This is a genomic window from Delftia sp. WSY_22, assembly GCF_043104185.1.
Classification (GTDB): Bacteria; Pseudomonadota; Gammaproteobacteria; order Burkholderiales; family Burkholderiaceae_C; genus Comamonas; species Comamonas tsuruhatensis.
This window is the reverse complement of sequence record NZ_JBICKN010000030.1, coordinates 92146-106117: the sequence shown is the minus strand read 5'-3', so window position 1 is coordinate 106117 and position 13972 is coordinate 92146. Positions and strand designations below refer to the sequence as shown.

12 protein-coding genes are annotated in these 13972 nt (G+C 70.8%); 1 reads left to right on the top strand and 11 read right to left on the bottom strand.

Going from position 1 to position 13972, the window contains the following annotated elements; all coding sequences use genetic code 11:
* Positions 1–50 precede the first annotated feature (50 nt).
* A complete protein-coding gene (locus ACF8NF_RS16645) occupies positions 51–1388 on the top strand; it encodes an MmgE/PrpD family protein (protein WP_392450880.1) in 1338 nt (445 codons plus the stop codon).
* Positions 1389–1411: 23 nt separating this feature from the next.
* On the opposite strand, the gene ssuD is transcribed toward ACF8NF_RS16645, so the two are convergent.
* The 11 genes from ssuD to ACF8NF_RS16590 form a co-directional block, all read right to left on the bottom strand.
* Entirely contained in the window at positions 1412–2566 is a 1155-nt protein-coding gene (gene ssuD / locus ACF8NF_RS16640; protein WP_016453780.1) for an FMNH2-dependent alkanesulfonate monooxygenase, read from the bottom strand.
* Entirely contained in the window at positions 2563–3723 is a 1161-nt protein-coding gene (locus ACF8NF_RS16635) for a sigma 54-interacting transcriptional regulator (RefSeq protein ID WP_392450879.1), read from the bottom strand. The genes ssuD and ACF8NF_RS16635 overlap by 4 nt, the downstream gene beginning before the upstream one ends.
* Before the next feature lie 9 nt (positions 3724–3732).
* The gene (locus tag ACF8NF_RS16630; protein WP_392450878.1) at positions 3733–4914 is read right to left on the bottom strand and encodes an acyl-CoA dehydrogenase family protein; all 1182 of its coding nucleotides are present in this window, start codon (positions 4912–4914) and stop codon (positions 3733–3735) included.
* Entirely contained in the window at positions 4911–5528 is a 618-nt protein-coding gene (gene msuE, locus ACF8NF_RS16625; RefSeq protein ID WP_212646466.1) for an FMN reductase, read from the bottom strand. The genes ACF8NF_RS16630 and msuE overlap by 4 nt, the downstream gene beginning before the upstream one ends.
* 271 nt (positions 5529–5799) lie before the next feature.
* The gene (locus ACF8NF_RS16620; RefSeq protein ID WP_392450877.1) at positions 5800–7101 is read right to left on the bottom strand and encodes an acyl-CoA dehydrogenase family protein; all 1302 of its coding nucleotides are present in this window, start codon (positions 7099–7101) and stop codon (positions 5800–5802) included.
* A gap of 125 nt (positions 7102–7226) precedes the next feature.
* On the bottom strand, positions 7227–8591 hold the full coding sequence (locus ACF8NF_RS16615; RefSeq protein WP_016454123.1) for an LLM class flavin-dependent oxidoreductase: 1365 nt from the start codon (positions 8589–8591) through the stop codon (positions 7227–7229).
* 25 nt (positions 8592–8616) lie between these two features.
* Positions 8617–9441, bottom strand: coding sequence for a MetQ/NlpA family ABC transporter substrate-binding protein (locus ACF8NF_RS16610; RefSeq protein WP_012203704.1), 825 nt, complete (start codon positions 9439–9441; stop codon positions 8617–8619).
* Between the two features lie 25 nt (positions 9442–9466).
* Positions 9467–10744: an SfnB family sulfur acquisition oxidoreductase gene (locus tag ACF8NF_RS16605; protein WP_016454125.1), complete on the bottom strand. Its 1278-nt coding sequence runs from the start codon at positions 10742–10744 to the stop codon at positions 9467–9469.
* A 5-nt stretch (positions 10745–10749) separates the two neighbouring features.
* A complete protein-coding gene (locus ACF8NF_RS16600) occupies positions 10750–12042 on the bottom strand; it encodes an SfnB family sulfur acquisition oxidoreductase (RefSeq protein ID WP_392450876.1) in 1293 nt (430 codons plus the stop codon).
* 83 nt (positions 12043–12125) lie between these two features.
* Positions 12126–12788, bottom strand: a complete 663-nt coding sequence (locus ACF8NF_RS16595; protein WP_012203707.1) for a methionine ABC transporter permease — start codon at positions 12786–12788, stop codon at positions 12126–12128.
* A complete protein-coding gene (locus ACF8NF_RS16590) occupies positions 12760–13953 on the bottom strand; it encodes a methionine ABC transporter ATP-binding protein (RefSeq protein ID WP_392450875.1) in 1194 nt (397 codons plus the stop codon). The genes ACF8NF_RS16595 and ACF8NF_RS16590 overlap by 29 nt, the downstream gene beginning before the upstream one ends.
* Between the last annotated feature and the right edge of the window lie 19 nt (positions 13954–13972).

Below are 13972 nucleotides of genomic sequence, written 5' to 3'. Positions count from 1 at the left end.
TGCCAAAAAAGTGAGACTGCCCCGGCCAGTGTTCATCCAGGAGACCACGCATGCATGCGACCGAAGTGTTCGGACAATTTGCCTCTCGATACCAACGCACCGAGCTTCCCGACACCGTCATCCACCACGCCAAGCGGGCCGTGATCGACTGGTATGCCTCCCTGTTCCCGGGCCTGGGCTGCGCGCCTCTTGCACAGTTGGAACAGGTGCTTGCCGAGGATCTGGACCGCGGGTCCTGCCGGCTTGGAAACGGCCGCATGGCCACGGCGCGGGCGGCGGCACTTTTCAACGGCTCGGCGGCCCATGCCGCCGAGGTGGACGACAGCTTCCGCGATGCCATGTACCACCCCGGGGCCGCAACCATTGCAGCGGCGTTGGCGGCAAGCCAGCAGGCAGGGGCCAGTGGCCTGGAATTCCTGCGTGCCGTGGTGCTGGGCTATGAGGTCTCCACCCGCATCGGCGTGACCCTGGGCCGGGCCCACTACCGCTTCTGGCACAACACCGGCACCGTGGGCGTCTTCGGGGCTGTGGCGGCCGCAGGGTATGGGCTGCGGCTGGATGCAGGGCCATTCGCCCATGCACTGGCCACGGCGGCCACCTTCTCTGCGGGTCTGCAGCAGGCATTCCGCATGGATTCGATGTCCAAGCCCCTGCATGCCGGGCGCGCAGCGGAGGCCGGCCTGCTGGCTGCGCAACTCGCGCACAGGGGGGTGACGGGATCGCTGGATGTGCTGGAGGGGGAGTCGGGCCTGGGCCGCGCTGTCAGCGACGGACCGGACTGGTCAGGCATCGGGGACACGCTGGGCAGGGACTTCCACATCACCCGGCTCACCTTCAAGAACCATGTCGGCTGCGGCCATACCTTTGCGGCCATCGACGCCGCGCTGGCTCTGCGCAGCCAGCATGCCCTGCGGGCGGACGACATCTGCAGCGTGGCCGTGGCCACCTATGGCCCGGCCCTGGATATCGCCTGCTACACCGATCCCGTGACCGAAAACGAAGCGCGCTTCAGTCTCCGGTTCGTGGTGGCGACGGCCTTGGTCCATGGCAGCGTGCGAATGTCCGCGTACACCCCCGAGCGCCTGGCCGATCCCGCCGTGCGCGCGATGCTCGAGCGCGTCCAGGTCTCGGTGGACCCGCAAATCGATAGGGCCTTCCCGGGAAAGAGATCGGCGCGCCTGGAAATCGTTGCCAGGGATGGACGCCGCCATGTCTGGTTGCAGCCCGATCGCAAGGGCGATCCCGAACTGCCGTTGTCGGATGGGGAGCTGGAGGACAAGTTCATGGAGCTTGCCGCTCCCGTCGCCGGCGCGGGACGTGCCCGGCAGCTGCTGTCAAACATCTGGGGGCTTGAGCGGGCGAGCTGCCTGCGGGGTCTTGCGGTCTGACAAGGCGCAAGCCCGGGGGCGGCTCACGATGCAGACTGCCGGCGCTGGATACTGCGGATGTCGAACGCGCCGCCGGTCTGGGCCTGGTCGCTGGTGGTGACGGCCCGCTTGCCGAGCAGGGGGAAGACCAGCTCGGCAAAGCGGATGGACTCCTCCAGGTGCGGGTAGCCCGAGAGCACGAAGCTGTCCGCACCCAGCGCGGCGTATTCGCGCAGGCGCTCGGCCACGGTGGCGGCATCGCCGACCAGGGCCGTGCCCGCGCCGCCGCGCACCAGGCCCACGCCGGCCCAGAGGTTGGGCGCCACCTCCAGCCGGTCGCGCCGCCCGCCGTGCAGCGCGGCCATGCGCGACTGGCCCACGGAGTCCATGCGCGCATAGCCGGCCTGGGCGCGGGCGATGTCCTCGTCGGTGAGCTTGCTGATCAGGCGCTCGGCATCGGCCCAGGCCTCCTCGTTGGTCTCGCGCACGATGACGTGCAGCCGCACGCCCAGGCGGACCTGGCGGCCCTGCTGCGCGGCGCGGCGGCGGATGTCGGCGAACTTTTCGGCCACGGCGGCGGGGGGCTCGCCCCAGGTGAGGTAGGCGTCCACCTGGCGCGCGGCCAGGTCGTGGGCAGCGTCCGAGGAGCCGCCGAAGTACAACGGCGGATGCGGCTTTTGCACCGGGGGAAAGAAGTTGCGGCCCTGCTTGACCTTGAAGTATTTGCCGTCGAAATCCACGGCCTCGCCGGCCAGCAGGCGGCGCCAGATGGTCAGGAATTCATCGGCGTAGGCATAGCGTTCGTCGTGGGCCAGGAAGATGCCGTCGGCCTCCAGCTCGGTGGCATCGCCCCCGGGCACAACGTTGAGCAGCAGGCGCCCGCCAAGGGCCTGGTCCAGCGTGGCGGCCTGGCGCGCGCTGGACACGGGCGCGCCCAGCGAGGTGCGCAGGGCCACCAGCAGCTTGATGCGCTGCGTGACGGGCACCAGGCTGGAGGCGACCACCCAGGGGTCCAGGCAGGAGCTGCCGGTGGGGATCAGCAGGCCGTCGTAGCCCAGCTCCTCGGCCGTGACGGCGATCTGGCGCATGTAGGCGTTGGTGGGTGCGCGGCCGAAGTCGGAGGTGCCGAGGTAGCGCGTGTCGCCCGAGGTGGGCAGGAACCAGAAGATGTCTGGCGATGCGTGGGGGTCTTGGCTCATGGGATCTCCGGGGACGATGGAAAAGACGGTGGCGCGGCCTCGCCCGGCACCTGGCCCAGGCGCTGCAGCCGCGCGCGCACCACGCTGCGGCTGATGCCCAGCTGGCGCGCGGTCTGCACCTGGTTGCCGCGGTTGCGCTGCCAGGCCTTGAGCAGCAGGGCGCCCAGCACGTGCTGCTCCAGGCCTTCGGCATGCACGTCGCACAGGCTGTCCAGCGCTTCACCCAGGGCCAGTTCGGCGGCGGCGGCCTGGGCGCCGTGTTCGGCCTCGCGTGTGGGGACGGGATCGGGCTCGCCCTGGCTGCTGGCGATGTGCAGGTCGCCCGCGCCGATGTGCATGCCCTGGGTCAGCAGCAGGCTGCGGTGGATGACGTTCTCCAGCTCGCGGCTGTTGCCGGGCCAGTCGTGCTCCAGCAGCTTGCGCTGCGCGTCCTGGCTCAGTGCCATGGGCGCGTAGCGCATGCGCTGGCAGTAGCTCGCGATGAAGTGGCGCGCCAACGGCAGGATGTCGGCCGGGCGCTGGCGCAGCGGCAGCACGGTGAGGGTGACGACATCGAGCAGGTAGTACAGGTCTTCGCGAAAGCGCCGCGCTGCCACCTTGGTATGCAGCGGCGCGCTGCTGGCTGCGAGCACGCGCACATCGGCCGGCGTGCGCTGGCTGGCGCCGATGCGGGTGACCGCCTTGTCCTGCAGCACGCGCACCAGCTTGCTCTGGATGTGCAGGGGCAGGTCGTCGATCTCGTCCAGCAGCAGGGTGCCGCCGTGGGCGTCCTCGAAGCGGCCGGGCAGGTTGCCGAAGGCACCCGTCAGCGCACCGCTTTCGTGGCCGAAGAGCTCGGCGTTGATCAGGACCTCGGACAGCGCGCCGCAGTTGACGGCGACAAAGGGGCCGTGGCGGCGCGGGCTCAGGCGGTGGATGTGGCGGGCCACCATTTCCTTGTCGGCGCCGCTGTCGCCCAGGATGAGGACTCCGGCCTCGCTGGCGGCCACCTGTCCCATGGTCTTGAGCAGGGCCTGCGAGGCCGGGTCTTGCAGTATCCACGGCGCGGGCGCGGCGCCGTCATCGTGCGCGGCAGAGGCTGCGGGCGTGGGCGCAGGTACGGGCGCAGGTGTTGCCGAGGACTTGCCGGGCGGCCAGGTGGGCAGACGGGTGTTCATGGCGCGGCGTCACGAATAGAAGCTGGGCTGCGGATGGGTTCCGTTGAGCACCCAGTCGCCCAGCTCCTGCAGCTTGTAGTGCAGCGGGTCGTGCAGCGTCTGCGTGCGCAGGTTGCGCCAGAAGCGGTCAAAGCGCAGCGCCGCGTGCGTGGCGCGCGCGCCCGTGGCCTCGAAGATGCGGCTGGACAGGTCCAGCCCCGAGCGCGTGGTGGCAATCTTGGCGGCCGTCACGGCCACGGCGACTTCGCCGCGCTCGTGGGCGGTCAGCGCCGGGCCCCGGCGCCAGGCGGCGTCAAAGCGCTGCGCGGCCTGCAGGGTCAGCAGGCGCGCGCCTTCCAGCGCGGCCCACAGCTCGCCATACAGCGCCTGGATGTGGGGGTCTGCGCTGGCCGCATCGGCAGGCGACTTGAACCAGGGCCGCGCCTCGTTCAGCGTGTAGCCGCGCGCCTGCTCCAGCGCGCCCTGGGCAATGCCCAGGAACAGATGGGCCAGGATGAGCTGGGCCAGCAGCGGGCGCAGCGCGGCATGCGGCGTGGACAGCGGGCCGGGGTCCAGCAGCAGCTCGGCCTCCTCCACGCGCACGCGCTCGAACAGGGCCGAGCCGCTGTCGGTCTGGCGCTGGCCCATGTTGTCCCAGTCGCGCAGCAAGGTGATGCCCGTGCGCTCGGTGGGCACCACGCCGATCAGCAGCTGGCCGCTGTCGGCATCGATGGCCGAGGCCACCAGCATCTGCGAGTCCAACGCGCCCGAGGTAAAGCTCTTCTTGCCCGAGAACTCCCAGTGGCCGGGCTGGCGCGTGGCCGTGGTGCGGCGGTCCAGTGGGTTCAGCGTATTGCCCCAGAACCAGCGGTGGCGTGCCGTCTGCAGCAGCCAGGGCCGCCACTGGGCGGGCTGGCCGAACAGCTGCACGGTGGCCAGGTGCAGGTGCTGGAAGCCGTAGACATGGGCCAGCGAGCCGTCTGCCGTGGCCAGGATGCGCACCGTCTCCAGCGTCTGCACCCAGTCCGCGCCCAGGCCGCCCAGCGCGCGCGGAATGCTCAGTGCCAGCAGGCCGCTGGCGCGCAGCGCATCGCGCTCGGCCTTGGGCGTGCCGCCTGCGGCATCGCGCAGGGCCGCCGTGGCGGCAAGGCGCTGCGCCAGATCCTGCGCAGTGGCTATCGGGTCCGCAGGGACGGCCTCTGACTGGCTCACGCGGGCTGCCCGGCCAGGGCCAGGTCGGCGGCTTCGGGAACAGGCTGCTGTACCTCGGCCTGCACCAACTGCTGCAGCGCACCCCGCAGCACCGGGGCCGACAGCTGCACGGTCAGCTCGATGCGCTGGCGCAGCGATTCGCTGTGGACCTGGCCGTCCTGGATGTCCTCGGGCGTGGAGTACACGCCAATGGGCAGGGTGAGGGCCGAGAAAAAGCCGAACAGCGGGCGCAGCTGGTGGTCCAGGATGAGGGCGTGGCGCGGGCTGCCGCCGGTGGCGGCCAGCAGCACGGGCGTGCCCTGCAGCGCGTCCAGGTCGATGAGGTCGAACAGGTGCTTGAGCAGGCCCGGCAGGCTGGCGCGGAAGACCGGCGCGCCGACGATCAGGAAGTCGGCCTGCTCGATGGCTTCGATGGCCTGCAGCGTGGCCGGCGGCAGGTCGTTCTTGGACAGGGCCGCGCCCAGGTGGGGCTGCAGGTCCAGCAGGTCGATGACCTGTGCCTGCAGCGGCAGCTCCTGGCCCAGGCGGGCATGCAGGGCGTCCAGCAGGACACGGGTGCGGGAGGGGCGGCTCAGGCTGCCATTGACGATGACAGTCTTCAGCGATCGGCTCATGGAAACTCCTTGGCGTGGGTTCCAGGAGGCAGCGCGGCATGCGGTTTGCGAAGACTGCCAGCCCGGATGAGGTGGGATGGATGCCTTCATTACAGGGCCGAACGCCGGTATGGCGAAAGAAACTTAACGCATTTGCTTATCGGTTTGGGTGCCTTGGCAAGTGCTTGTTTCTGAAGGGGATTTTGTGGCGCATGGCATGTGCTAATGCGTTCTGGCGATATGGGCACGGCCGCTGCGCCCGTCCCTGCGCAGCGCGGACGCGCAAGGGCCTTCAGCCCGCCATGCCCGTCACGCCCACGTGCCAGTAGTAGATGGGGTCGGCGCCGTTGAGCAGGATGTCGCCCGCCGAGCGGGCCTTGTACAGCACGGGGTTGTGCGAGGCCAGGGTGCGCGCATTGCGCCAGTGGCGGTCCAGTGCCAGGTCTTCGGACAGGGCGCTGGAGCCGCCCACCTCGAACAGCCGCGCGGCCGCCTGCAGCACGGTATCGACCACGGCCACCTGGGCCTGGGCTGTGCGCAGCTCCAGGGCATGCAGCTGCTGCAGCGGCACCTCGCGCCCGGCCTCGCGCTCGCGCGCGATGCGGCCCAGCTCGGCGGCCACGTCGGCCACGGCCAGTCCCGCGATGTAGGCCGTGCCGGCCAGCTGGCCGACGATGTGCTGCACCAGCGGATCGTCCTTGGGCAGGGTGGCGCTACCGTGGCTGAACACGCGGCGGCGCGCCTGCACATAGGCGATGGCATCGCGCTGCAAGGCCCGGGCAATGCCGGCCAGGGTGGCCAGGTGGGCCAGCTGGAAATAGGCCACCAGGGGCGTGGGCTGGGCGCGCGGGAAGCGGATCACGGCGTCGTCGGGCACGCGCACCTGGCTGAGCACGGTGGTGCCCGAGCCGGTCAGGCGCTGGCCAAAGCCGCGCCAGTCATCGAAGCGCTGCACGCCGGACTCCGAGGTGGGCACGACGGCGTGCACGGTCTGGTCTTCCTTGCCCGGCTCCACCGCGCGCGCCACCACGGTCACCCAGTCGGCATACAGCGTGCCCGTGCTGTAGAACTTGCGCCCGTCCAGCCGCCACCAGCCGGGCTGCGTGTCGGGCACCAGGGTGGTCTGCAGCGTGCCCAGGGTGCCTGCGCCGACCTCGGTGGTGGCATTGCCGAACACGGCGCCGCGCGCGGCCAGCGGCAGCCAGCGGGCCTGGGTGGCGGCATCGCGGTCGATGAGCACGCGGTCCAGAAAGCCGAAGTGCGGGCGCAGGATCTGGGCGACGTTGGAGTCGGCCTCGGCCAGCTCGGTCCACAGCGCAAACAGCTGCTCCACGCTGGCGCCGGCCCCGCCAAGGCGGCGCGGCACGCGCAGCGCGGTGAAGCCGCTGTCACGCAGCCAGGCGATGGGTTCATGGGCCAGGCTGCGCGTGCGTTCGCGCTCGGCCGCACCCTGGGCGATGCGGTCGAACACGGGGCGAAAGCGCGCCTGCAGGGACGGCAGCGAGGGCGCGTCTGGATCGGCCGGGCCGTCTGTGGTCGGGCCGGGCGCCGCGTAGGCCGCAGGCTCGGTGGCGCAGGGGAGGGTGGTGGTCATGGCTTTGCAAATTCAAAGGCCCGCCAACCCGGCCTGCCTGCAAGGCAGGGCCGGGCCACGGGCCGGTGGGGAGAGGGGGGCGAAGGCCTGCAACGCTGCCAGCGCCTTCAACGCCTTCAACGCCTTCAGCGCCGCCAGCGCGCGGCGGCGTGGCTGGCGGGCAGGCGGTCGCCCTGGCCGAACAGGCGCTGGCGCAGCGTGGCGTCGTCGCCGTAGCTGGTGCGGTAGCGGCCCCGGTTCTGCAGCTCGGGCACGACCAGACGGGCGAAGTCTTCCCAGGTCTCGGGCGCGACGATGCGCGTCAGGTTGAAGCCGTCGATCTCGCCCACGTCGATCCAGCGCTCCAGCTCGTCGGCCACCTGGGACGGGTCGCCCACGATGGTGGCGTAGCGGCTGCCCAGCGTGAACTGATCCAGCAGCTTGCGCCGCGTGGTCCAGCCCTGCTTCTGGGCGGCCTGGGCCGCCGACTGGATGGCGTTGGTGTTGCCGAAGGAGATGGGGTCGTCCAGCCCGTACTGCGCAAAGTCCACGCCGGTGCTGGCGGCAAAGTGGGCCAGCCCGCTTTCCGCGCTGGCGTGGGCCAGGTAGTCGGCGTATTTTTCGCGCGCCTCGGTCTCGGTACGGCCGGGCACCACGGCCACGCCGGCGTAGATCTTGATGTCCTCGGGACGACGGCCCGCGTCCACGGCGGCCTGGCGCAGCTGGCGCGAGGCCTCGCGCGCGGCCTCGGGCGTGCGCGCGCCGATGAAGATGCCCTCGGCATGCCGGCCTGCAAAGCGCAGCCCGCGCGGCGAGGTGCCGGCCTGGAACAGCACGGGCGTGCGCTGGGGCGAGGGCGCGCTCATGTGGATGGCGTTGGCACGGTAGAACGGCCCCTCGTGCACCACCGGGTGCACCTTGCCGGGCAGGGCGTGGATGCGCCGCGCCTTGTCGGCGATCACGGCACCCTCTTCCCAGCTGCCTTCCCAGAGCTTGTAGGAAAGCTCCAGGAAGTCGTCGGCGCGGTCGTAGCGGCTGTCGTGCTCGGCCAGGCCGTCCTGGCCCAGTCCGCGCGCGCCGCTGTCCACATAGCCGGTGACGATGTTCCAGCCGATGCGGCCGTTGGTCAGCTGGTCCAGCGTGGTCACGTCGCGCGCGAAGGTATAGGGCTGGTGCGCGCCCACGGTGGCCGTGAGGCCGAAGCCGATGTGCCGCGTCACCGCCGCCATGGCCGAGACCAGCAGCCAGGGGTTGTTGACGGGCAGCTGTATGCCTTCGCGCAGGGTCAGGTCCACGCCGCCCTGGTAGACGTCGTAGTAGCCGACCACGTCGGCGATGAAGATGCCGTCGAACAGGCCTTCCTCCAGCACCCTGGCGATGTGGGTCCAGTAGGCCAGCGTGCCGTACTCGGTGGAGCGGTCGCGCGGATGGGTCCACAGGCCGTGGTGTATGTGGCCCACGCAGTTCATGTTGAAGGCGTTGACGTGGATGTGGCGCTTGGCTTGCGTCATGGGGCGGGTCCTGCAGTCCGTTGCGTCAGTTCTTCAACCAGGCCAGGCGGTAGAGCTTCTGGTCGTTCAGGTAGAAGGCGTGGATGGTCTTGCGCACCACGTCGGAGTTTTTGTAGATGTCCAGGAAGCGGGCGATGCGCGGGTCGGCCGCGCGGTCGCTGCGGGCCACGAACTGGATGGCCCAGGAGTCGTCCTCGTAGCTGGTGTAGGCCAGGCCCTTGCTGGCATCGAAGGCCTTGGAGGCGATGATGAAATACGGAAAGCCCTGGGCCAGGTCCACGTCGGGCGTGGTGCGGGCCAGCTGCGGGCCCTCGATCTCCACGAACTGCAGCTTCCTGGGGTTGGAGACGATGTCCGCCTGGGTGCCCAGCAGCCCGGTGTCGGGGCGCAGCGTGATCAGGCCCGCGTGCTGCAGCAGGCGCAGGCCGCGGCCCACGTTGACGGGGTCGCTGGCAATGGCCACCTTGGCGCCCGTGGGCAGGTCGGCCAGGGATTTGTGGCGCGTGGAGTACAGGCCCAGGTAGGACAGGATGCCCGCCTGCACGCTGGTGAACTTGAAGCCCTTGCTGCGCGCTGCATTGGCCAGGTAGTTGCTGTTCTGGTAGTAGTTGAGGTCGATGTCGCCCGCGTCCAGCGCCACGTTGGGCGTGGCCCAGTCGGTGAATTCCACCACCTGCACGTCCAGGCCCTGCTTCTTGGCCTCCTTGGCGGCGGCTTCCACCGAGTCCGCGAAGATGCCCGGCACCACGCCGATCTTCAGGGGCGCGGCCAGGGCGCTGCCCGCGAGCAGGGCAGCGCCCAGGAAGGCGGCCAGCCGGGGCCAGAGTGTGGGGGAGGTCGTTGTCATCATTGCATTCCTGTGTCGTTGATAAAGGTCAGAGCGCGCCATGGCGCGGCGGGCGTATGCCGTTGAGCACGTAGTTGCCCACGGCGTGGTATTTCCAGCGCACGGGGTCGTGCAGGGTGTGGGTGCGCGCGTTGCGCCAGAAGCGGTCCAGGCCCTGTCCCGCCAGGGTGGAGGCCGTGCCTGCCAGCTCGAACAGCTTGCTGCCGGCCAGCAGGCTGGCGCTGGTGCTCAGCGCCTTGGCCTGGGCCACGGCCACCGAGGCGGCGGCCACGCTGTCGTCCGTGGGCGCGCGCTGGGCGGCGTCCACGGCCAGGGCCGCGCGGGCCACCAGGGCATCGGCGGCGCGCAGGCGCACGTGGACATTGCCCAGTTGCTGCAGCAGCAGCGGGTCCTGCGTGGCGCTGGCCACGCCCGCGTCCACCCAGGGCCGCGCATGCTCGCGGATGAAGGGCAGGGCGGCCTGCAGCGCGCCGTGGCCAATGCCCGCGTCCAGGGCGGCATGGATGATCTGGGCAAAGGGGCCGATGGTGGTGGGCCGCTCGAAGGAGCTGGTGAAGGGCACCACCCATTCGGGCTCCACGCGCACGCGGTCGAACTGCACGGAGCCGCTGCCCGTCACGCGCTGGCCGAAGCCGTCCCAGTCGTCGGTGACGGTGACGCCGGCCGCATCGCGCGGGATGAAGACCAGATACATGCGCTCGCCTTGCCCCGGCGCCTCTTCCTGCGCGCTGACCAGGGTGGGAATCCAGTGCGCGAACAGGGCGCCCGTGCAATAGAACTTGCGCCCCTGCACGAACCAGCCGCCGCTGTCGCGCAGCAGCCGGGTGCGGCGCTGGAAGTCGCGGTGGCCGATCTCGGCCAGCGCATTGCCCAGGCGCTCGCCGCGCAGCACACGGTCATAGAAGAAGGCCTTTTGCGCGGGTGATCCGCCCACGCGCAGCACTTCCAGCGAGTAGTAGTGGTTCTGCGGAATGTGGCCGAAGTTGCCATCGGCCGCCGCAATCAGGGCAATGGCCCGCGTCAGCGTGGCCGTGGACACGCCCGCGCCGCCGTACTCCCGGGGAATGGTGATGCCCCACAGGCCGCTCTGGCTGAACTGCTCCACCTCCTGCCAGGGCAGCAGGCGGTCGCGGTCGCGCGCCAGCGCGCCGGGGGCGATGAGGGCGGCAAAACTGCGGGCCGCTTCCAGCGCCTCGGCCTCGCTGCCGATGATGTGGGCGGGCCGGGCCGGAGGCGCTGCGGGAGCGGGCTGGCTGCCCGGCGTGGAGGCCAGGGCCTGCAGCTCTTGGGTCGATGTCTGTGTCATGGCGGTCAGTTCCACTGGTGGCGGCGCGGCAGGGCGCCGTTGAGCAGGTAGTTGCCCAGCAGGTGGTATTTCCAGCGCACGGGGTCGTGCAGCGTGTGCACGCGGGCGTTGCGCCAGTGGCGGTCCAGGTGGTGGGCGGCGCGGCTGGCCGAGGAGCCGGCCAGCGCGAACAGGTGCTCGCCGGCCTGCAGCGCGGCCTCGGTGGTGAGGATCTTGGCCTCGGCCACGGCCACCGAGGCCTGGGCGCTGGCCTGCTCGTCCACCGCGCCAGCCGCCGCTGCAGCAAGCGTATCCAGCGTGCGCGCGGCCTCCAGCAGCACGGCATGGGCCGCATCCACCTCGATCTGCAGCTGGCCGACCTCGTGGATGAGGTGGGGATCGTCGCTGGCGCGCGCCACGCCCGAGTCCATCCAGGGCCGGCTCTTGTCGCGCACGAAGTCCACCGCGTCGCGCAGCGCGCCCTGGGCAATGCCCGCGTCGATGGAGGCCTGGATCAGCTGCGACACCGGGCCGGACAGCGAGGGCGTGGCCTCGAACTGCCAGGCAGGCACCACGTCCTCGGGCTGTACCTGCACCTGGTCCAGCTGCACGCTGCCGCTGGCCGTGGTGCGCTGGCCGAAGGAATCCCAGTCGTCGAACACGGTCACGCCCGGCGCATCGCGCCGCACCCAGACCTGCACGATGCGGCCCTCCTCGTCCTGGGCACGGAAGGGCACCCAGTGCGCGAAGGCCGAGCCCGTGGAGTAAAAGCGCGTGCCGCTGACGCGCAGGCCGCCTGCCGCATCGCGCGACAGGCGCGCCGTGGCCTCCAGCACATGCGCGGCGCGCCCCTTGCGTTCCGGCCCGGCATTGCCCAGGCGGTGGCCGGCCAGCACGTCGGCGAACCAGCGGCGCTTCTGGGGCTCGCTGCCCATGTCCCGCAGGTTCTGCAGCACGGCGAAATGGTTCTGCGGAATCTGGCCCAGCGAAGGGTCGGCCGCGCACAGCGTGACGAAGACCTGGGCCAGCGTCTCGTACGAGGCGCCCAGGCCGCCGTAGGCGCGGGGCACGGTGATGGCGCCCAGCCCGCTGGCCGTGTGGCGCTCGATTTCCTGCCAGGGCAGGCGCCGCTCATGGTCGCGGGCGGCTGCGTCCACGCGCCATTCATCGGCCAGGGCCTGGGCGGCCTGCAGGGCCTCGGCCTCGCTGGTGATGCGGTGCGGTGTGGAGGGCGGCAGGGGCAGGCGCCGCAGCGCCCCGCCCGGGGTGTGGTGTGTGTTGCCGGGCAAGGCTGCGCCCAGGGCATCCGGTGTGGTCATTCCGTGCCTCGTTGCTGAGTCGGTGGGGAGAGGGCCGCCAGGCGGCGGCCCCGGAGGGAAAGGCGTGGTGCCTGTTTTCAGCGTCAGCGGCTGCGCAGCCGGCGCACGTAGCGGTCGCCCAGCACCTGGACCACGGTGACCAGCGCGATCAGCACGGCAATCACCAGCAGCATCACCTGGGTGTCAAAGCGCTGGTAGCCGTAGCGGATGGCCAGGTCGCCCAGGCCGCCTGCGCCCACGGCGCCGGCCATGGCCGAGGAGCTGATCAGCGCCACCAGGGTGATGGTGAAGCCGCCCACGATGCCGGGCAGGGCCTCGGGCAGGTAGACGTGGCGCACGATGTCCCACTTGCGGCAGCCCATGGCCTGGGCGGCTTCGATGAGGCCGGGATCGACCTCGCGCAGGCTGACCTCGACGATGCGCGCGAAGAACGGCGTGGCGCTGATGGCCAGCGGCACGATGGCCGCCCACACGCCGATGGTGGTGCCCGTCACCAGCCGCGTGAACGGGATCAGCGCCACCAGCAGCACGATGAAGGGCGTGGCACGGAAGCCGTTGATCACGCTGCCCAGCGCACGGTGCGTGCGCGGCGAGGCCAGGAAGCCGCCGGGCGCGGTGACGATGAGCAGCACCGCCAGCGGAATGCCCGCCGCCAGCGCGATGCCGCCCGAGACGCCGACCATCATCAGCGTGTCGGCCAGCGCGTTGCCGTAGCGCTCAATGGGAATGGACAGATTCAGCGACATATCCGAGATCCTTGATGTCATGCGCAATGGCCGCCGGGCCCTGCGTCAATGTGTGCCAGTCATGCGCGGCCGTGCCGCCGCCCAGCGCGATCAGCAGCTGCCCCTGGGCATGGCCCTGGATGCGGTCCACGCCGCCATGCAGCAGGCGCACCCGGCCGCCCAGGGCCTGGGCGATGCGCGGGAAGTCGGGCTCCAGCCCGTCCTCGCCGCGGTAGGTCAGCTGCAGGATGCGTTCGTGGCGGCCTGCGGGCGCGTCGGGCAGCAGGCGCTGGCGCAGGTCGTCGGGCAGGCCATGCTGCAGCGGTGCCAGCAGGGCGCGCGTGGCCGGGTGCTGCGGGTTGCCGAAGACCTTCCAGACTTCGCCCAGCTCGGCGATGCGGCCCTGCTCCAGCACCAGCACGCGGTCGGCGATCTCGCGGATCACGCTCATCTCATGCGTGATCAGGACGATGGTGATGCCCAGCTTGCGGTTGATGGTGCGCAGCAGCTCCAGGATGGACTGCGTGGTCTCGGGGTCCAGGGCCGAGGTGGCCTCGTCGCACAGCAGGATCTCGGGGTCGGTGGCCAGGGCGCGGGCAATACCCACGCGCTGCTTTTGCCCGCCCGACAGCCGGCTCGGATAGGTGCCAGCCTTCTCCTGCAGGCCCACCAGGGCCAGCAGCTCATTGACCCGCGCATTGATGCGTGCGCGCGGAAGGCCCGCCACCTGCAGGGGCAGGGCCACGTTGTCATGCACCGTCTTGGCCGACAGCAGGTTGAAGTGCTGGAAGATCATGCCGATGCGCCGGCGCAGCTGCACCAGCTGCGATTCGTCCAGCGTGCCGATGTCCACGCCGTCGACCCGCACCTGGCCGCTGCTGGGCTGCTCCAGCCGGTTGATGGTGCGCAGCAGGCTGGACTTGCCCGCGCCGCTGCGCCCGATGATGCCGAAGATGCTGCCCGGCGCGATCTCCAGGCTGATCGCGTCCAGCGCCTGTACGGGCCCGGCCGAAGACTGGTAGGTCTTGGCCACGCCGCTGAAGGCCACGGCGCCGGGTCCACGGATGGATTCCCGCGCGGTGCCGGCCGCTGCCGATGAGCGCCTGCCCGCCTCATGGGCCGGCCTGTCCGCCTCGTGGGCCGGCCTGTCCGCCAGGGGCTGCCTGGCTGCAATGCTGGTTGACATGGCTGAAGTCCTCCCCGCG

What these genes read in the sequence shown, in the direction of transcription:
- ACF8NF_RS16645 (WP_392450880.1), top strand. Translation starts at nt 51, where the DNA reads ATGCATGCGACCGAAGTGTTCGGACAATTTGCCTCTCGATACCAACGC.
- ssuD (WP_016453780.1), bottom strand. Translation starts at nt 2,566, where the DNA reads ATGAGCCAAGACCCCCACGCATCGCCAGACATCTTCTGGTTCCTGCCC.
- ACF8NF_RS16635 (WP_392450879.1), bottom strand. Translation starts at nt 3,723, where the DNA reads ATGAACACCCGTCTGCCCACCTGGCCGCCCGGCAAGTCCTCGGCAACA.
- msuE (WP_212646466.1), bottom strand. Translation starts at nt 5,528, where the DNA reads ATGAGCCGATCGCTGAAGACTGTCATCGTCAATGGCAGCCTGAGCCGC.
- ACF8NF_RS16620 (WP_392450877.1), bottom strand. Translation starts at nt 7,101, where the DNA reads ATGACCACCACCCTCCCCTGCGCCACCGAGCCTGCGGCCTACGCGGCG.
- ACF8NF_RS16615 (WP_016454123.1), bottom strand. Translation starts at nt 8,591, where the DNA reads ATGACGCAAGCCAAGCGCCACATCCACGTCAACGCCTTCAACATGAAC.
- ACF8NF_RS16610 (WP_012203704.1), bottom strand. Translation starts at nt 9,441, where the DNA reads ATGATGACAACGACCTCCCCCACACTCTGGCCCCGGCTGGCCGCCTTC.
- ACF8NF_RS16605 (WP_016454125.1), bottom strand. Translation starts at nt 10,744, where the DNA reads ATGACACAGACATCGACCCAAGAGCTGCAGGCCCTGGCCTCCACGCCG.
- ACF8NF_RS16600 (WP_392450876.1), bottom strand. Translation starts at nt 12,042, where the DNA reads ATGACCACACCGGATGCCCTGGGCGCAGCCTTGCCCGGCAACACACAC.
- ACF8NF_RS16595 (WP_012203707.1), bottom strand. Translation starts at nt 12,788, where the DNA reads ATGTCGCTGAATCTGTCCATTCCCATTGAGCGCTACGGCAACGCGCTG.
- ACF8NF_RS16590 (WP_392450875.1), bottom strand. Translation starts at nt 13,953, where the DNA reads ATGTCAACCAGCATTGCAGCCAGGCAGCCCCTGGCGGACAGGCCGGCC.